The sequence below is a fragment of the Bdellovibrio sp. HCB290 genome (assembly GCF_047305925.1).
Taxonomy (GTDB): domain Bacteria; phylum Bdellovibrionota; class Bdellovibrionia; order Bdellovibrionales; family Bdellovibrionaceae; genus Bdellovibrio.
Map to the genome: position 1 here is coordinate 2,841,145 of NZ_CP178620.1, position 17,878 is coordinate 2,859,022.

Below are 17,878 nucleotides of genomic sequence, written 5' to 3' on the forward strand. Positions count from 1 at the left end.
GGAAATTTTAGACTGCACAGAGTGCCAGTCAAGACTCGTCAGGATTGACGCAAAGAAAAATGAAATGTCTTTTCAGAGTGATAAGTCACGCGTCCTAACTTATCGCCCTTAATCGGTCGAACAAAGCGACACTCAACCATGACGACAGCGACTTTTTGCCCCACCATCAGGGATTTTGAAGACAAGGACTCCCGCGCGACCCAAGAAGCCACCTCCTGAATGTCCGCCTGACTGATTTCCTGGTCACGTTGACGATGAATGATAGCATGGGCACCCGGATAGTCCTTCAAATGCAGCCAGTAATCCCAAGCTTTTGCCTGACGAAGCAACGCCAGGTTGTCGGCAGCTGATTTTCCACAATACGCCAATGCCCCGGAGTCCAAGACAAATTTTCGTCCTCGGGCTTCGGCTTTGTGCATTAGATCGACCAATCCGGATTTTCCGGATTGCTTTTGTCGATATTGGGACTTTTCCAACGTTTGAATTTCTTTGTGCAGCTCTTGCAGGCGTTCGCGAGCGCCGTCTTTTTTGGCGACCAGCTGTTTCGCTTTTGAAAAAGCGTTCTCGATATTCCAGCTCAATGACTCGCGCGGATTCACAAATGACAACAAGTGAGCCGGAACCTCCAGGGAGCGATTGGCCACCAGAAAGTTCCCGGCCTCCTGCCATTCCAGATGCTTTTCATTTTCGATCTGCTTTTGAATTTCATCCAGGGCTTTGCGCTTTTTCTCGAGGTCTTTTTGTTTTTGTTTTTCCCATTGCGCAACCGGATCCTGCGAAGGCTTCTTATCTTGTTTCTGTTCGGCCAGCCATTCCTGATGAATTTCGGTCAGAGTTCTTGGCTCTGGCGGATTTTCAACGGGAGGCGCTGCTTTTAAATCTAGCGGTTTTTCCCAAGCAATGGTTTTGCCCTGTGCCCGCACCAGCAAGTTGCATTGTTTGGGAATCAAGCGAACTTCGAGTTCGCAGGTGATGGTTTTGTTCGACAAAGTCAGAACCGCCACGCGACCGAACTCGGTGAGGACTTTAAAGCCCGTGACATAGAGATTTTTGGCGTTGGAGTTTAAGAACAAGCCCACCGGTTTGGGCTTAGCACCCTTCTTAAAGGTGCACTGATTTTCAAAAACCAGCATCATCGGCGTATTAGGCACAAGGTCCAGTATTAGCCAGAACTGTGTTCTATTATGAAATGACAAAGCCAGACCACGATCGTTCGCCAGGACTTCCTGCAATTGCGCACCCATGAGCACCTGCTCAAAGTGATTCACAAATTCGTTTAATTCCTGTTGGGTCATGGCTTTCATCCTGAAGATTGTGTCATTCTTTGGGCCAATTTTCCAACAAGTACTTAGGTTCCGAGTTCGCTTTCCGATAATTCTAGTATGAAAAATGATGCTTTGCTGAAAATCGTAGAGACCCAACTTCAAGAGACTAAAAACATGCGGGAAAAGACCCCAGACTTCATCAACCGCGTGGTCCAAATCTACACGCTGCAATTGATGGGTTTAGGCAATATCCCTATCGATTTTATGGAAGAAGTGATGGAAGACGTTGAGGCCGAGACCATCGAAATCTACCGCAAAAAAACCTACGGCTTTTTGACACTTGAAGATTATCGCCGCCACAAATTCCGTCAAAAGAACGACGCTTAGATTAATGCTTAACCAAAAAAGCCTGCTCCAAAAAGCAGGCTTTTTTTAACAACCGCACGTAACACTATTCAGAACCCATTTTCCACCTTCCTTGGTAATGTGACACATCTCACCCATTACCGGCTCAAAAAAGCCACCTTGGTCATGCCAATTACCCGCTCCAAAACAATGCCGCAAAACTTCCTTAAGCGTACGCTTACCGTTACCACAGGTACTAATTGCTTCTGATTCACGCACGCATTTCGCAAGCTCTTTTTCGGTTATGTCTTCACCTTTCTTATCAGCTATTTCGCACCCGAAATCCCTCCATTCAGGAAAGTACATCTTCTCGGGAAGGAGCCCAAGAAGACACGCTTCCTCACTTCGCTCTAAACACGAAAGAAAGCTCTGCGAATACTCTCGAACGTCTGAAGGAGGTTGTTTATTGTTCGCGTTTGAATCTAAATATGGCAAAGAAGTAGCCACGAACAGAATTAAAAAGTATTTACTCATACTTGCATTATAAGACTACTTTCACCAGGTCAGTAAACAATTAAATGTTAACATATACTATTTGAGACAGTCGTATACCCTTGGCAACAGGGCCCTTACTACCTTGGCCAAGTCCAAGGTACAGACGGATCTAATTCAGTTAATTAACAGCGCTGAGTGTGGCGAAATAAAGTAACTAAACTTTATGGGAGCCCTTCGTGAAATCCAGCAGTGCTTTTCTTCTTGCTTCATCTTTAACAACCTTTATTGGCTGTACACGCATCGAAACAGGTGAAGTCGGTGTTCGCATCGGCTTCGATAAACAAATAAGTGCCGGCGAACTGCTTCCTGGAAGCTTCAATCAAACGATCATTGGCAGCGTCCTTACTTTCCCAGTGAAAGACGTGAGCGTTCGTGTTGATGACATCACTCCCCTTGCGAAAGATAACAGCACCATGAAGGATTTCGATGCGATGGTGGTTTATAACATCAATCCGCAGGCCGTCAGTGAGCTTTACGTCAAAAAGAACCGTTCTTTCCACGCTGAACACGACGGTGATATTTATTTGATGTACAACTACGTTCATCAGGCAGCCAGAAACGCTATTTACAAGTCCGCCCGCAAATACGAAGCTTTGGACATGAATGACAACCGTCAAGCTATCGAAACAGAAGTTAGGGAGCTTATCATTCACACTCTGGCAGAAGAGAAGTTGGATACATCGATCACGGTAAGCCAGGTTCTGGTGCGTGTGATTTTACCAGCGGACTCTGTCGTGGCTTCAGCAAATGACCTGGTTCGCGCCAAAAATGAATACAAGCAAAAAGAAGTTGAAGTGCAGACAGCTAAAAAAGAGGCAGAACGTATTGCAGCCCTTAACTCGAACAAAGGTGCTATCGAATACATGGCGGCAATGGCCAATATGAAAATTGCCGAAGCCATTGCTAACGGCAAAGTGAATACGATCGTAATCCCTTCTGATTTCAAAGGAATGGTCAACGTTCGCTAGTTAAATATCCGTTCGCAAAGTTCCGCACAAAGGGCGCAGTGATTCGCGCTCTTCTTTCGTTAAAACATAGGGAACCAGGGTTGGATTTCCTTCAGAAGTGAAAAACGGAGATGGATATCCTGCTCCTGTGATTTTAGCAGTCAGCATGAATTTCAGAACTCGCAGCATAAAACCAAAAGAAACTTTCTTTTGCGCCCGCGGCGGCAAAGGTCCAATAGCAAACTGCGCCTGCATTCTTTCGTTAACAGGGCCGAATATTTCATTCACACTTGCTGCTGAACTCTTTTTTTCAAAAACCCGTGCAGGCATTCCGATATAAGGCATCTTTGGCGAGGCCATGGCATTTCCAATCGGAGTTTTACAGCATTCGGCATAACAGCGAAACATTCCAGCTCTGTACAAGCGCACAGACTTTAACTGTTCCATGCCTTCCGTGATTTTCATATGCGATGGCATCATGGGAATAATATCGGTTCCGCCATTCGCATCCAAAGTATCTGCGCGTTTCAGATAGTGAGCGTAAGCCTGACAGTCATCACACAAGCAGACAGCGCGATAGCCTTTTAGACGATTTGCATCCACCGTGCCTTTAACTTTGCCGCAATCACATTCAAATGCCATCTGCATAACTTACCTCACTGATAAGAAATGATGACATAAACACAAATGTGCAAAAAGAAAATTCATCTCTGAAATTTGAAATATGTCGATATTTTGCAATAGTAATACCAATCGAAGCAGGAGATGGATTAACAATTCCGATATTTGAAGAGTCTCCAGGCACCAGATCAATATAGATCTTTGATCCATTTGGACCATCTATTCCAATAACTTGGTGAACACCCGAGTTGTATACCGTTGTTTTCATTCCAGTTGGATCTACACCATTAATAGGATCGTTAAAGGCAAAACCGAGGTCTTCTTGCTAAACGGTCCGGAAATCAAAGGTACTTATGACGGCTTGGTCAAAGGCAAAGGTCTTATGTGCTTCGCGGGCGACGCAGGAACAGACAACGAATTAGTTTTTGTATGGCAGGGATACGACTTACACCTTGTAGTTTTCGCCGGCGAAACAAGACTTGTTAAAACCACTGTTAACACCCTGGTATCCAGCGAAGACGTAAAACTTAAAAGAGTTTTCATGGACAACTACTTGGCGTATGTCGTTGAATCAACACCCTTCAATTTTGAATTGAATAACAAATACTTTAAATCAGAATTGCCAATTGACCACATGACTTGGGATCAGAAAGTCGCTAACGGGAAAATCTTCACCGTCGGTATAAATGTGAACGGTAGAAGTATCACTCTGCCAGTTTTTCACTGTAGCAAGTACTAAAACTAAAAAGCCCATTCAGATTTGAATGGGCTTTTTCAACAAAAGACACCAATTGCTCTCGAAATATAACCGGAATTTGGACCAGCAGAGAATTTTTAGACTGTTAAGGTTCAAACAAAGACCCTGTATTATCCAGAGATTCACGATTACAACTCGCTAAAATAAGTATTATTTGCCTCATATTAAATCGCGACTCCCTCTTAAAAGCACGAATTCAGCCGATAAATTTAATATGCGCCTCTTGAACGTACTCTGCATAATTGCTGTTTTTACAGCATTCATTTCGGCATGCTCCCTTGATGTGAACGTCAAGGCGAAGCTCTCAATTGATGGCGAAATCCATTTCATTAAAAGTACGGCCAAAGCTGACAATATCGACGAAATTATTCTGGAAGCCACGCTGGTTAACAAAGAAACTCGTGCAGCCCTCCCACACCGCTCGGTCGAACTTTTGATCGACAATCTTCCCCCGGATGGACAGAACTATATTGTAAATTGCAGCGAAACTGATGGCGCAGGTAAAGCGACCTGCACCATCACGTCGAAGCTGTGGTCCAAGGTGAAAGTTCGCATCAACACCGGTGCATCGGATAATTCAATCCACTCTGTCGTGGAAGAACTCACCGCCCAGGATGCCACATTTTACGATATCAATTCCTCTGCCTACGAGACCTATCCCGGCTCTTACACCTCCTATGCGAATACCGACTTGGGCGTGGTCTCAATCACGATCGAAGTACGAACAACGGAAAACGATCCAATTGTTGGAATGACCCCAAGAATTAACATCACAGGCGCAGGCACGGCGACCTTCACTTGCTCGACCACAGACAACAACGGGCTGTCCGTCTGCCTGATCCAGGCCGACAGCGCTGGCGACTACGAGGTCGAGGTTGCGACACCGCGCCTGGAAAATCCCGTAGACATTCATTTTCTATCCAACTCTCGCAGCTGCACCATTGCCAATGCCACAGCCGAAGAAACCTGGGGTCTTTCAGGATCCGGCACTTGGAGCTCCTGCACAATCAAGACCTGCGATCTAAATTACACCCGAACCAGTGACACGACTTGTGTCGCCAGTACAAGAAGCTGTGATCCTTTTCCAACAGGAGCGGAAAATGCATCCCAGCTATGGGAAGAGTCTGTAAACGACACGTGGGGCTCGTGTGTAATTAGTGCTTGTAAATTGAACTACAACTTAAGCGGCCCAGGAGCGGGCAACTCCTGCACTCCCGTGACCCGCATTGCGCCAGTAACGGATTTACCAGCACACGCCACCGAAGGTGAACAGACTTGGGACGGAAATGACTGGGGACCTGTGGTCGTCACCAAGTGTGAGTATCCTTACAAAGTCCTCAGCGGTGCGTGCGCAATGTCAGACATCACACCGGATGCATTTATACTGCTGGATAAATACCAACAACCATTGGACCAGGATATCTATTCGGATGCCATTGTTATCAATGGAACTGAAAATGTGATCGAGGTGATTCTGGGTGGCGACAGCTCTGCTTTCGCAGAAAGACTTCCACAAGGCGGTACAGACTGGATTCCTTTTGATCCAGACAACGAAAAGATCGCAAGTGGTGATGCAATTCGACTGGGCGTTCACTCGGCAGCGACTATCGACACGACTTCGTCAGTTATCTACACTTTAGGTGCAATGGGACCATTGGAATGGAAGGTCACAACCAGAGATTCAATCCCTCCGACTGACATCACTCTGGTTCACAGTGATAATGAAAAAGACTTTACCTTGTCCTGGGATACCGGAGGAATTGGCAACAGTCCTTCCCAATGTCAGATACAAATTCAAAAAAATGCCACCACGTGGACTTCCGTGGGTGCGGCCGTTGACTGTGATTCACCGTTAGCGCCGGTAAACTTACAATTACCATCCGCCCTTAATTTCTCGGACAAATGGAATGCGACGGGAATTCCTCTACGTATCTTGCGTTTAACGGGCACCGTGGAACTGGTTCAATTGTCAGACCACTTAAAGTGCAGTCCTGATCCCGCTCAACCCGCAGTCGACGACCCGGCCCGTGATGAAAACTGTAACACTAACTGGATTGATGATGCTGACAGCAATCCACCGGTTGGGGGCAGCTTCACTATTGACGAAGCCTCCCCGGTTGCTGATCCGGTCGTTCATTTATCCATCACTTGCGCCACAGACGCTGAAGGTCCTGTTTCTGTTGCTTACGGCGAAACTTCTCCGCCTACAAACTTTGAGCTTTGCACGGGCTCAGCGACATTGGAACTTAGCAGTGGCACCGGACTGAAAACCATCTATGTGCAATTTTCCGATGCTGTTGGAAATACTCTGCCAGTGATCTCACAAACCATATTCCTGGATCAATCAGCACCCACTGGTGGTTCATTGAGCATCAATTCCGGTGCTGCTTATACAAATACATCCGCCGTCACTTTAAATCTGGGCTGCCCCATTGATAATGGTATACCAGCCAAGATTGCCTTTAGCGATTCCCCAACACCGGGAGACCCCGCTGCTTCGACAGATTGGCAGACATGTCTGACATCCATGCCATTTAATCTTTCGGCAGGTTTGGGAGTCAAAACCGTCTACGTTCGCTACATCGATGCCGCCAACAATATCAGCGACGACATAACTGCGAGCATCACGTACGACAATGATATTCCAACAGGAACACTGTCTTATGTGAACGAATGGCAGAACAGTACCACGATCTCTTTGAGTACGACTGCCGCAGACGATACCACCAGTATAGCCAGCTGCCACATGCAGGTTGCTGAGGCAAATATCACTTCAGGTGTCGTTGATGCCTTTGGTGGTTGGTCCACGGTCTCCACCACTTGCGGAAACCAATCCTATCCTTCGGCCGCAAACAACAAAGCTTATCAATTCCGCTACCAGATCACCGATCAGGCTGGCAACTCGAATTGGATCACCAGCCCGTCTGTAACCAAAGTTGATACGCAGGCACCCATTAGTGGAGACTTTAATTTTGTGCAGAGCTCCCCAGTCTTCACACCCGGGGTCACTTTGTCGATCACTTGCGCTACCGATGAAAACGGTTCTGCTCGCATGGCATTTGGTGAAACCAGCACACCGACAAACTGGCAATCCTGCTCCGCCTCAAAAAATTTCGCATTAAGCAGTGGGACAGGCGACAAGACTGTTTACGTTCGCTTTATTGATGATTTTGGCAACATCAGCGCCGCTATTGCCCGCACAATTCATCTTGACCAAACACCACACGGTACAGGAGCAATGTGGATCAATGACGATGCTGAGTTCTCGAATTCGGCTTCTGTAAATTTGAGTTTCGATTGCATCATTCAAAGTGGATCCCCTCAAAGAATCGCCATTGCCAATTCCGCGAATCCTGGCATACCAGGCACCGCTGACTTTAACACATGCACATCACCCCAAGCCTATACATTGCCCGCTGGAGACGGGGCCAAAACGGTTTACTCACGTTATGTTGACGACGTCGACTCTCCAAGCGCCGATTTCACTGACACCATTATTCTGGATACGACCGCGCCAACTGCTTCTGTCAGCTATTTAAATGGATGGCAGACTGACACCAGCATTTCCGTCACAGCCACTGAAGCTGACGCCACGTCGGGAATTGATGAATGCGCTTTGGAGCAGGCCAGTGCGACACTGACGGCGGGGGTTCCTGGCGTGTTCTCGGCATGGTCATCGGCCGCCACCAATTGTGAAAACTATACTGCGACGGGTACCAATGGCACTGCTTACAAGTTCCGTTATCGCGTACGCGATGGCGCGGGAAATTACAGTGCGTGGATCGAACCCGCTTCGATTACCAAAATTGATAACGCTGCACCGACTGGTGGGAACTTTTCGATTGCCACCGCTACTCCAACGGGAAGCACCGCCATCAGTCTGGACATTACCTGTGCCACGGACTCGCAAAGCACACCTCGAGTGGCCTTTGGAGAAACCGCAAGTCCAACAAACTGGCAGACCTGCACCAGCACAAAAGCCCTGACTCTAAGTGCGGGTTCCGGCACAAAAACGGTATACCTGCGTTTCATTGATGATATCGGAAATATCTCATCAACACTTTCTCGTACCATTTATCTGGATCAAACTGCTCCAACTGGTGGATCTGTTGCAATCAACGGCGGTGCCGCCTATACAAACAACCTTAATGTGACACTGACTTTGGCTTGCCCGCTAGATAATGGTACTGCCACAAAAATCGCAGTGGGCAACGCCACCAATCCAGGCAATCCAGCGGTTCCCGGTGATTGGACCACGTGCACCACATCAAAGGCCTACACCCTGCCTGCTGGCGTGGGTACAAAGTCTGTTTATGTTCGATATATGGATGCCGTTGGCAACGTCAGCGCAACTGTTACTGATAGCATCTATTTCGACAATGTAGTTCCCACTGCTTCCATCACCTATGCAAATACTTGGTTGACGACCGCTTCATTCACCGTGACGGCGACTCAAGCGGATGCGAACGCAGGACTGAGCTCGTGTGAATTGCAAATGGCCCAGGCCACGATCTCCAGTGGAACTGTCGGGGCCTATGGCGCCTGGGCGGCAGCATCGACCACTTGTGGAAACTTCAGCATGACCGGCGTCTCAGGGAAGGCTTATAAATTCCAGTATCGTTCACTCGACAAAGCTGGAAATACGAGTGCGTGGTCCGTACCTGCAAGCGTTATTAAAATTGATACTTCCGCACCGACGGGAGGCTCAGTAACAAATGCCAACGCCATCCAAACAGGTACTACAATCAGTGTGCCTGTAAATCGCGGCAGCGACACAAACTCAGGTATGAGCGCCACTAACACTGACTACACTTTGCAAGTCGCCTATGCGACTCTAAATACCTCGACCTTGGCGTGCGGAGCCTTTGGTGCATTTGCCGATACCGGAGCATCCGAAACCGCCGCCGCAACTTCTTACTCCTACGCTGGAGTTCAGGGCCGCTGTTATATGTTCCGATATACAGTAAAAAATGCGGCAGGAATTGCAGCCACCTTCACAGGAACGAACGTCACAAAAATCAATTTCACTTACGCATGGAGTGTCGGCGCATTTGGAGCATGTAATGGCGGCAGTGGCAGCTGGGCTTATGGCGCCTGGTCGGCTTGCAGTGGCGGCACAGGTTCGTGGTCTTATTCAGGCTGGGGGTCTTGCTCTCTTGCTTGTGGTGGCGGGACACAAACACGCACGGCTACTTGTAACAAAAACAGTGGCAGTGGATCCATGAGTCGCACAGCCACGTGTAATAAGAATGCAAACAGCGGTTCGCAAACTCGCACTGTGACTTGCAGCAGAAGTGACGGAACTACTGTCGCTGATAGTTTTTGCCCAAGCAAACCAGCAACAAGTCAGGCTTGTACACCCACCTCCAATGCCGTCTGTGGAACAGCCACGACTTCACAATCGTGTACTCCAACCAGCAATTCGGTTTGCGGCACCTCCGCAGCCACCAGTCAGGCTTGTAACATACAGGTATGCTGCACTAATGCAAATAACTCAACTAACATGTGCGCCGGTAATACCTATACATTGACAACAACAAGCGGCAGCGGCCCTGGTGGTGGAAGTCGATGCGCCTCGGGCTCATCAACTTGCGGGCAAGGGCGCTATGCTTCCGGTAACTATGTCATATATGATTGCCGTTGCAACTAAGCTTGAATCACTCTGCCTTTTCAATGACTGAAAAATACAGAGGCCCGAATCCACAACGATCCGGCATGTAAGCCACACCGAATTCCGTAGCCTCGCCACCAACACCTGGGTCTGCCGGCAAAAGTTTGACGGCATCTTTTTTCTTTTTCAAAAGTTTACGAATCACATCGTCATTTTCAGTCGGACTGATCGAACACGTGGAATAGACAATGCGCCCGCCGGGCTTCACGGCAAGTAAAGCTGCTGCTAACAACGAGTACTGACGAGTTGCCAAGTGCTCTGTACGACGTGGACTCCACTCATCCTGAGCTTTGGTGTTTTCCAAGATGTGACGCTCTCCCGAACAAGGGGCATCCAGTAAAATTCGATCGAAGCTGTTGGCTTCTTTCAAACCAAATTGCACACCGTCTTTACCTGTCACCCAAACACGGTCACGCACGTTGCGTGGAACGTATTGCTGAATGACTTTTTTCAAACGCTCGCGACGTTCTGGGGAAAGATCGTTGCAAAAGATTTCGCCCTCTTCTGCGATGGCTTCAATCATAATCAAACTCTTACCACCCGGAGCCGCGCACATATCCAGTAAGCGATCGCCTGGTTGCGCATCTAAAGCCCGCGCAACCATAACACTCGCCGGGTCCATCACATAGGTATCCAACATTTCGTCCTGACGACGTTCGGGATGACTGCCCTGTCCTGATGGAATCCAAAAACACCCCGGAAGCTGTTCCTTGGTTTCAAAACTCTGCCAAGGTTTTGCGGTGGCATCTTGCGTTCCCAAATTATTCACACGTGCGACCTGCTGTTCTGAATTTTGTAGCGCAGCAAAAAGTGCGGGCCAGCGGTCGCCATAAACCTTATGAAAATGTAAGTAAAATGGATGAGTCGGTTGCATGGTTTATTAGATATGGCATTTTTCACTGTGCGTCACGCAGAAAAAGGGTCTTAATGGCTCCAGAAAACTTAGGCATGATCCTCGCATTATTAGTTTCCGGAACATATTTGAAGTCAGAACGACACCAAATTTTAAGGGAGAGTTTATGAAAACACTATTGATGTCCTTGGTTACAGTTTGCGCTTTTGCACAGGTTGCACACGCAAACGAATATGAAATGTATGGAAACGAAGAATCCGCTTACAGCGAAGAAACTAATATGTCTGAATTTTCCAGTGATATGATGTCGAATGATGACATCACAGCTTACGGCCGCGGTGGCCGTGGCGGTCGCGGTAACGGACCAGGCTGGGGTGGCCCAGGTCGCGGCGGTCGTGATGACGGACATTGGGGTCCTCGCCCAGGTCGTCCCGGTCATGGCCCACGCCCTCACCCACGTCCTCCAGGACATGGCGGCCCTGGTTATCCTCCAGGTCACGGTGGCCCAGGATATCCTCCAGGCCCAGGTTACCCTCCGCCTCCACCACACCAACCAACTATCGAATACGTAACATGCGAGTCACAAGGCAACCGCTACAACACTTGCTACATCAACCCTTACGGTATTCGCAACTTCTACTTGGCAAGACAACGCTCTGATTCAGCTTGTATCCAAGGTAGATCTTTCGGTTTCGCCCACAACTACGTTTGGGTTGACCGCGGCTGCCGTGGTGTTTTCGCCATCGAACGCTACTAATTGTTTTTCCCGCCGAGTGTGTGTTCCCCACCACACACACTCTTAAGAAAATTCTTAAAACCCGAGTTCATAGCTCGGGTTTTTCTTTAGCGGTAACAGTTCCCTTTTTGTCCTGCTCTGCAGTACAAAAAGGGAACTGTTACCAATTTGGTTACCTATTTGATGGGGAAGGCACAGATGAATTCGGTGCCGACGTCTAATTGGGATTTAACAGCGACAGTGCCGCCGTGGCTTTGCATGATGTGTTTAACAATGGCCAGACCCAAACCTGTACCGCCAGCGTCGCGAGTGCGGCCCTTGTCAATGCGGTAGAAACGTTCAAACAGACGATCCAAGTGTTCAGCAGGAATCCCCGGGCCGTCATCGATCACTCGCAGAATGATGTATTCCTTGATGTCGCGCTCCCAGCGGATTTGCACGGTTTTACCATTTGGAATGAACTTCACGGCGTTGGAAACCAGATTGCGCAGCACTTGCTCGACTTTGCGAGCATCGGCCTTAAATGGCGGAACTTCACCCACCACACGGATTGCGATATTTTTTTCTGCAGCGAGCACAGCCATTTCTGAAACCACGTGTTCAGAAATCTGCAGAGGATGAATTTGCTCAAGTCTTAGTTCAGAATTGGTCGCTTCCATCGACGTCAACGACAACAGGTCATTCACCAGGTCCATCAGACGATCAATGTTGCGGGAAACGATATTGATAAATTTACCCGCTTGTTCAATCTGTCCGTTGTTGATGTCCTCTTTCAAAGTATCAACATAGCCCTTGATGGAAGTCAGCGGCGTGCGCAGCTCGTGGGAAGCGTTACCGACGAACTCGATACGAATCTGTTCGGCACGTTTTAGTTCAGAGATGTCATGGAAGATCCCGACGATACCGTAAACTTCGCGGGTTTTTTCGTTGCGAATCGGATTCACCGAAACCGAGAAAAAACGCGGTTGATTATCAAGCAATGTTGGCAACTTCACCGTAAAGCGATTTACCTTACCCGTCTTGATGGTTTTCTCGAAACCTTCCAATACGTCAGAGGAACGAATCGCATCCTTAAGTCTTAGGTTTTCCATCGTCAATTGCGGGCCTTTTAAAAACTGCGCCGCAAACTGGGAATTGAAGTACAAAATCTTTTCATCAAGGCTGATGCTGACCAGGCCTTCGGAAACGGAACTCATGAAGGCTTGGGATTCTTCCTGTGCTTGCAGGAAGTTTGCTTTACGACGTTTCATTTTTTTATGGATCTTGTCCAACGCGACTTCAAGTTCTGAAAGATCATCACCGTCATCATCCAAAAGATCTTCGGTGTCTGATGAAATCAACTCGCCATAAGCGCGTTTGTTGGAAATACGCAGGGCTTTAAGAATCACCTTATGAATCGGCCGAACGAAGCGATAAGCGATAATAGCTGAAATCAAAATGCTGAACATGAAGAAGTTCAGCAGGAAATCCGAGTACACGAAGTCCGGCATGCGATGTTGGGTATCCAGAGAGGCCGCAATGATAAATGCCAGGAGGTTAAACACCACAATCTGGTAAATCAGCAGCTTCCAGAACAAGCGCCAAGGAAAGCGAATGAAACTGGTCATGCTTGATCCATTTTCACCCGGTAGCCGACACCACGGATTGTTTCGATGCGATCACCCCAGCCACCCAGCTTTTTACGCAGGCCAAAGACATGGGTATCAATCGTACGACCAACAACGCTGATGCCTTCGCCCTGAATATTTTCAATCAGCTTTTCACGAGTCAAAACCACTCCGTGGTTTTGCACCAGTGTGCCCAACAATTTAAATTCAGAAGGTGTCAGATGCAGAGTTTCGCCATTATAGGAAATTTCGTAAGTTTTGAAGTTCATCTTCAAACCGTGAATGTTCACTTCACTGTCGTCTTTAATGACTTCTTCGGCTTTAGGATTTGCCCGACGAAGAAGGGCTTTCACCCGCGCCATCAGAACAGAAGGATTGAACGGCTTCGTCAGATAATCATCTGCTCCCCGCTCAAGTCCCAGTACGATGTCTTGAGGTTCCGTTTTTGCAGTCACCATCAGAACGGATGAGTTTTTGTTTTTAGCTTTAATTCGTTCCAGGATGTCGACACCGTGAAGTCCTGGGAGCATCCAATCCAGAATAAAGATCTGGTAGTTTTTGGCATTCATTTCAGCGAGGGCTTCTTCGGCAGAACCACATTCAGTGACCCGGTAACCTTGACGTAGCAAGTGCAACGCCATCAGCTCACGAATCTCCTGTTCATCCTCTACCACCATCACTTGAACTGAATTTTCAGCCAAACTTGCCCCCATGTCGAACGTCTTTCCCGGTGTATGCAAAGATCACGTCCTCGGCGATATTGGTTGCGTGGTCACCCAAGCGTTCCAGGTTTCGCGCGATTAAAACGAAGTCCATGCTCGCCTCAACATCTTCCGGGTTGGATTTCATGTGTTGAATGGCGTCTTTAAAAACTTTATTTTTCAACGTATCGATTTCGTCATCCATCAACAGGATGTTTTTTGCTTCGATGGCATCACCGCGAACAAAACAATCCAAAGATCCCTTAACCATGCGACCCGCGATCTCGGACATTCTTTGAATATCAGCGGTCTGCGCAGGAATCGGCTTACGGCCCAAGTAGTCTTTGCCGGAATAAGAGATGTTTACGGTCTGGTCGCCCATGCGCTCCAGGTCGTTATTGATTTTCAAAACAGAAATGATCAAACGCAGATCCTTGGCCACCGGGCCTTGTTTGGCCAGGATATGCATGCACACGTTATCCACGCGGATGTGATCTTCGTTGATGGTTTTTTCAATCTCGTGAACTTCCTGAAATGCAGCAAGATCACGGGACAGAAGTGCAGAGGTCACTTGAGATAGGGCTTTTTCAACATGACCACCCATTACAAGAATCATCTTCTTAAGGTCTTCAAGCTGAGTGTCGATGGCACGTTCCATACGTATTCCCCGTTTAAAAGGTTGTATAAGGGTTTTCAGAGTAAAAAACACCGCTTAACACGGTAGTTAAAGCAAAACTAACACAATCTTAACACACTAAAACAATACTTGGGCAGCCAATTCGATCTTAGAGGCATCGCGGATGCCCTTGCCATAGTTTTCCGCATACCAAGTGCGATCCACAGCCAAAGCCGTTTTCACATCGTCGCTTACCTGGTAAGCCAACGACACGATGGCAGTTTGCATGTCCCGACCATCTTTATCCACGACAGCATCCAGATAATCATAACGGATCATGACTTCAGCTTTTGGCCCTGTGGAAATCACCACATAAGCACTGCCACCCAAACCATGCACAGACTCGCCCAGCATATCTGTCACATCCACGCCATCGGCCATCTCGTTTTCGTTGATGGCATCAGCAGGATCGTGGGTATCTAAAAGTTCAATACCCATTCTGGCAACCGAGTCCTCGGGTTTGTACAAGAATGCAGTCTGAATGCGTTCCTTCGCTGCCACGTCCTCGCCAAACTGCTCATACGTGCCATGAATGTACTGCAAAGAAATCGCAAAAGGTGTCCAGTTGGTAAATCTGAAGTAAAGCGAGCCTTCTTTATGTGGACCCGCTGAATCCTGCTTGCGACCTTCGCCATTCACCACCGTCAAACTCCACTCGCCCAAACCTGCCGGAAGTTCTGACATGAAGGACATACCCAGATCGGAATAACTTTGATACTTCCATTTTTCAGTAATACCCCAGGCAGTTTCACCCAAAAAACGATAGTTCGTATCTTCATATTGGGACTCCAACCAGGCCTGCGGAATCACACCCATGCGCAAACCATGGGCGCCTTCAAAAATGCTGACCAAATTCAAATAAGCCTCACGGGTGTTTACGATGAAACTTTCCGTATTGGCATCGTCGTTGCGCTTTTGCGCCCCTTCAAAGGAGACATACAAAAGATTATCGTCTTTCAAAGGAACACTGAAATTTAACAGCAGGGACGGCACACGGAACTCAGACTCCCCCGCTTCCCCTGTTGGCAGCAAATTCACCAGGGCATTCATATCAGCTTCACCACTGATTTCGATATCAGATAAAGCGAAAGCCTGCCCACAAACAAAAACGCTTAAGAACACTGTCAAAAATGATTTTTTCATGTCTTAGATGCTCGCATTTTTATATACTATTGCCAAAGGAGATCTTTAGCCGTGTCACGTCGAGTTTCTGCCATCGATATTGGCTCCAATGCCATTCGCATGATGGTCGCTGATATTAACGAAACAGCTCCCCTCATCCGCGTGGATAAAAAGCTGCGCGCACCCGTACGCTTGGGCCATGACGTATTTACGACGGGCAGTATCGGTCCCGAAACCATGGATCAGGCAAGATCCACATTTCTGCGCTTCGCTGAAACCAATAAAAAGTTGCAGGTGCAAAAATGCCGGGCTGTGGCTACCAGTGCCTGCCGCGAGGCCAAGAACAGCAAAGATTTCGTGGAAATGATCCGCAAAGTTTCCGGTATCGATATCGAAATCATTGATGGCACCGAAGAGGGCCGGCTTATTCATCTGGCGGTTCGGAAAGAAGTCCAATTGGATGGGAAAAAAACGATGCTGATTGATATCGGCGGTGGCAGCGTCGAAGTGACATTCTCAAAAGGTGGGAAATTACTGGCGACAAAGTCATTCCCTATGGGAACTGTGCGGGTTTTGGAAAACTTGAGCAAACGCCGCATGAACGAAAGCCATTTGGGAATCATCATGGGCGAGTTTTTGAAAGACCTGGGGCCCCATATTTATCCCAACACAGAGAATGAAGCCGTGGACTTTGCGATTGGCACCGGCGGAAACCTGGAGTGTATTGCGGAACTCAAAGTGCGTCTGTTGAAAAAAACACCCAATACATTTGTGACGCTGGCAGAATTGGGAGAGATCATCGCCCGTTTAAAGGCAATGACTGTTAAAGAACGTATCGACAAATTACAGCTTCGTCCCGACCGGGCCGATGTCATTATGCCTGCATCAATGCTGGTGGAAACTATCATGCGCCAGGCAGAGGTTGAAAAAATCGTGATCCCTGCGGTGGGTTTGCGTGATGGCCTGATTTGGTCGATGGTTTAATCCATCTAAAATTTTGAATATAACCTTACAAAACATCTGCTATTCAGATATTACACTGCGCGATAAATATCACTCCATCATACTAACAAGGAGACCGATATGAAACTTTTCGCGTTAACAATGACTGCTATTTTCGCAATGACAAACCTGGCTTTCGCAAAAACCGTAAATGTTCACGGTGACTCTGCTCGCTCAATCATGGAAGCCCTGGGTGCTGCAAACTTCCCGGTTTCTGGACTTGATGATGCTGAATGGTCCGGCAATATCCTTACTGTAGAAGCAACGGAAATCTATTGCCGCTATTCTTCGATTGATTCACCTGACAATTTGATGTTCAACGTGAACTGCTACAACAATAATACTCCTCTGCAAAACCCATTGGCTTTGGCTAAAGCCATTGCTCCCTTCGCGGATTTCGAAGGCGCTGCGGGTTCACGTTATTTGACTGTTGATTCCATTAAATGCGGATTGAAATACAGCGACCGTGCCTATGCCTGCCAACTTGAAGTTCAAGGTTTGGGTCAGGAATAAGCTTTAGTCAAAAATCTTTGGCGGGATTGAGTACATCAATTCCGCATCCCCGGCATTGGCCTGCGCGAAAGATTCGATCTCAAGGGAAAGAATTCCACTTTTGCGCAGATCAATGAAGCTTTCAGCCTTACCGGTCAGCATGTAACTGGCAAAAGTGCTTAAATGCGGTTCATGGCCGACGATCATAATACGTTTATAGTTTCTTCCTTGAGTGCGTATCCATTTCAACAAAGCCTGCGGCGGACTTTGCGGCACCATCTCGGGAACTTCCAGGGTTTTTACTCCAGGATAACTTTGCGCCAGAATCTGCGCCGTCTGCACCGCCCGAGTGAACGGACTGCACACGATCACATCCACATCTTTCACGAAGTCTTTCATTTGCAGACAAACCTTCTGCATGCGCTTTCGGCCTTTCAAGGTCAAAGGACGAAACTGATCCTCAAGACCTTTCTTGGCAAAGTCTTCGCGTTCTTCTGCTAAAGCGTGGCGGACGATGATTATTTCCAT

The 17,878-nt window shown here is 47.8% G+C and carries 17 protein-coding genes; 7 read left to right on the forward strand and 10 right to left on the reverse strand.

The window, feature by feature from the left end:
* Positions 1-38: 38 nt before the first annotated feature.
* Entirely contained in the window at positions 39-1,295 is a 1,257-nt protein-coding gene (locus tag ACLVWU_RS13975) for a DUF814 domain-containing protein (RefSeq protein WP_413575435.1), read from the reverse strand.
* Positions 1,296-1,382: 87 nt separating this feature from the next.
* Here ACLVWU_RS13975 and ACLVWU_RS13980 point away from each other — a divergent pair, with 87 nt between their 5' ends.
* On the forward strand, positions 1,383-1,652 hold the full coding sequence (locus tag ACLVWU_RS13980; protein ID WP_413575436.1) for a DNA-dependent DNA polymerase: 270 nt from the start codon (positions 1,383-1,385) through the stop codon (positions 1,650-1,652).
* Between the two features lie 45 nt (positions 1,653-1,697).
* Here the strand turns inward: ACLVWU_RS13980 and ACLVWU_RS13985 are convergent, their stop codons facing one another.
* Positions 1,698-2,144 carry a hypothetical protein gene (locus ACLVWU_RS13985; RefSeq protein ID WP_413575437.1) on the reverse strand — a complete coding sequence of 149 codons (447 nt, stop codon included), beginning with the start codon at positions 2,142-2,144 and terminating at the stop codon, positions 1,698-1,700.
* Positions 2,145-2,341: 197 nt separating this feature from the next.
* Here ACLVWU_RS13985 and ACLVWU_RS13990 point away from each other — a divergent pair, with 197 nt between their 5' ends.
* Positions 2,342-3,133, forward strand: coding sequence for an SPFH domain-containing protein (locus tag ACLVWU_RS13990; RefSeq protein ID WP_413575438.1), 792 nt, complete (start codon positions 2,342-2,344; stop codon positions 3,131-3,133).
* On the opposite strand, the gene ACLVWU_RS13995 is transcribed toward ACLVWU_RS13990, so the two are convergent.
* Both ACLVWU_RS13995 and ACLVWU_RS14000 read right to left on the reverse strand, forming a co-directional pair.
* Positions 3,134-3,760, reverse strand: a complete 627-nt coding sequence (locus tag ACLVWU_RS13995; RefSeq protein ID WP_413575440.1) for a DUF6151 family protein — start codon at positions 3,758-3,760, stop codon at positions 3,134-3,136.
* Positions 3,744-4,001: a hypothetical protein gene (locus ACLVWU_RS14000; protein WP_413575441.1), complete on the reverse strand. Its 258-nt coding sequence runs from the start codon at positions 3,999-4,001 to the stop codon at positions 3,744-3,746. Before ACLVWU_RS14000 ends, ACLVWU_RS13995 begins: the two co-directional genes overlap by 17 nt.
* Positions 4,002-4,055: 54 nt before the next feature.
* Here ACLVWU_RS14000 and ACLVWU_RS14005 point away from each other — a divergent pair, with 54 nt between their 5' ends.
* Both ACLVWU_RS14005 and ACLVWU_RS14010 read left to right on the forward strand, forming a co-directional pair.
* Positions 4,056-4,472, forward strand: a complete 417-nt coding sequence (locus tag ACLVWU_RS14005; protein WP_413575442.1) for a hypothetical protein — start codon at positions 4,056-4,058, stop codon at positions 4,470-4,472.
* A 301-nt stretch (positions 4,473-4,773) separates the two neighbouring features.
* Positions 4,774-10,140: a thrombospondin type-1 domain-containing protein gene (locus tag ACLVWU_RS14010; protein WP_413575443.1), complete on the forward strand. Its 5,367-nt coding sequence runs from the start codon at positions 4,774-4,776 to the stop codon at positions 10,138-10,140.
* Between the two features lie 7 nt (positions 10,141-10,147).
* Here ACLVWU_RS14010 and ACLVWU_RS14015 read toward each other — a convergent pair whose 3' ends face one another.
* A complete protein-coding gene (locus tag ACLVWU_RS14015) occupies positions 10,148-10,930 on the reverse strand; it encodes an RsmB/NOP family class I SAM-dependent RNA methyltransferase (RefSeq protein WP_413575445.1) in 783 nt (260 codons plus the stop codon).
* Positions 10,931-11,180: 250 nt separating this feature from the next.
* On the opposite strand from ACLVWU_RS14015, the gene ACLVWU_RS14020 reads away from it, so the two are divergent.
* On the forward strand, positions 11,181-11,771 hold the full coding sequence (locus ACLVWU_RS14020; RefSeq protein ID WP_413575446.1) for a DUF3011 domain-containing protein: 591 nt from the start codon (positions 11,181-11,183) through the stop codon (positions 11,769-11,771).
* A 155-nt stretch (positions 11,772-11,926) separates the two neighbouring features.
* On the opposite strand, the gene ACLVWU_RS14025 is transcribed toward ACLVWU_RS14020, so the two are convergent.
* The 4 genes from ACLVWU_RS14025 to ACLVWU_RS14040 form a co-directional block, all read right to left on the reverse strand.
* A complete protein-coding gene (locus ACLVWU_RS14025; protein ID WP_413575447.1) occupies positions 11,927-13,357 on the reverse strand; it encodes a sensor histidine kinase in 1,431 nt (476 codons plus the stop codon).
* Complete coding sequence (locus ACLVWU_RS14030) at positions 13,354-14,058, reverse strand: response regulator transcription factor (protein ID WP_413575448.1); 705 nt, start codon at positions 14,056-14,058, stop codon at positions 13,354-13,356. Before ACLVWU_RS14030 ends, ACLVWU_RS14025 begins: the two co-directional genes overlap by 4 nt.
* Positions 14,051-14,716 carry a phosphate signaling complex protein PhoU gene (gene phoU, locus ACLVWU_RS14035; protein WP_413575449.1) on the reverse strand — a complete coding sequence of 222 codons (666 nt, stop codon included), beginning with the start codon at positions 14,714-14,716 and terminating at the stop codon, positions 14,051-14,053. The genes ACLVWU_RS14030 and phoU overlap by 8 nt, the downstream gene beginning before the upstream one ends.
* Positions 14,717-14,812: 96 nt before the next feature.
* Entirely contained in the window at positions 14,813-15,877 is a 1,065-nt protein-coding gene (locus tag ACLVWU_RS14040) for a hypothetical protein (protein WP_413575450.1), read from the reverse strand.
* A gap of 51 nt (positions 15,878-15,928) precedes the next feature.
* Between ACLVWU_RS14040 and ACLVWU_RS14045 the strand changes: the two genes are divergently transcribed.
* Both ACLVWU_RS14045 and ACLVWU_RS14050 read left to right on the forward strand, forming a co-directional pair.
* Positions 15,929-16,840, forward strand: coding sequence for a hypothetical protein (locus tag ACLVWU_RS14045; protein ID WP_413575451.1), 912 nt, complete (start codon positions 15,929-15,931; stop codon positions 16,838-16,840).
* Between the two features lie 99 nt (positions 16,841-16,939).
* Positions 16,940-17,371 carry a hypothetical protein gene (locus ACLVWU_RS14050; RefSeq protein WP_413575452.1) on the forward strand — a complete coding sequence of 144 codons (432 nt, stop codon included), beginning with the start codon at positions 16,940-16,942 and terminating at the stop codon, positions 17,369-17,371.
* Positions 17,372-17,374: 3 nt separating this feature from the next.
* On the opposite strand, the gene ACLVWU_RS14055 is transcribed toward ACLVWU_RS14050, so the two are convergent.
* The gene (locus ACLVWU_RS14055; RefSeq protein WP_413575453.1) at positions 17,375-17,878 is read right to left on the reverse strand and encodes a SixA phosphatase family protein; all 504 of its coding nucleotides are present in this window, start codon (positions 17,876-17,878) and stop codon (positions 17,375-17,377) included.

Coding starts and splice junctions, on each gene's coding strand:
- phoU (WP_413575449.1), bottom strand. CDS start 14,716: ATGGAACGTGCCATCGACACTCAGCTTGAAGACCTTAAGAAGATGATT.
- ACLVWU_RS14040 (WP_413575450.1), bottom strand. CDS start 15,877: ATGAAAAAATCATTTTTGACAGTGTTCTTAAGCGTTTTTGTTTGTGGG.
- ACLVWU_RS14050 (WP_413575452.1), top strand. CDS start 16,940: ATGAAACTTTTCGCGTTAACAATGACTGCTATTTTCGCAATGACAAAC.
- ACLVWU_RS14025 (WP_413575447.1), bottom strand. CDS start 13,357: ATGACCAGTTTCATTCGCTTTCCTTGGCGCTTGTTCTGGAAGCTGCTG.
- ACLVWU_RS13975 (WP_413575435.1), bottom strand. CDS start 1,295: ATGACCCAACAGGAATTAAACGAATTTGTGAATCACTTTGAGCAGGTG.
- ACLVWU_RS14000 (WP_413575441.1), bottom strand. CDS start 4,001: ATGAAAACAACGGTATACAACTCGGGTGTTCACCAAGTTATTGGAATA.
- ACLVWU_RS13980 (WP_413575436.1), top strand. CDS start 1,383: ATGAAAAATGATGCTTTGCTGAAAATCGTAGAGACCCAACTTCAAGAG.
- ACLVWU_RS13985 (WP_413575437.1), bottom strand. CDS start 2,144: ATGAGTAAATACTTTTTAATTCTGTTCGTGGCTACTTCTTTGCCATAT.
- ACLVWU_RS14020 (WP_413575446.1), top strand. CDS start 11,181: ATGAAAACACTATTGATGTCCTTGGTTACAGTTTGCGCTTTTGCACAG.
- ACLVWU_RS13995 (WP_413575440.1), bottom strand. CDS start 3,760: ATGCAGATGGCATTTGAATGTGATTGCGGCAAAGTTAAAGGCACGGTG.
- ACLVWU_RS14055 (WP_413575453.1), bottom strand. CDS start 17,878: ATGGAAATAATCATCGTCCGCCACGCTTTAGCAGAAGAACGCGAAGAC.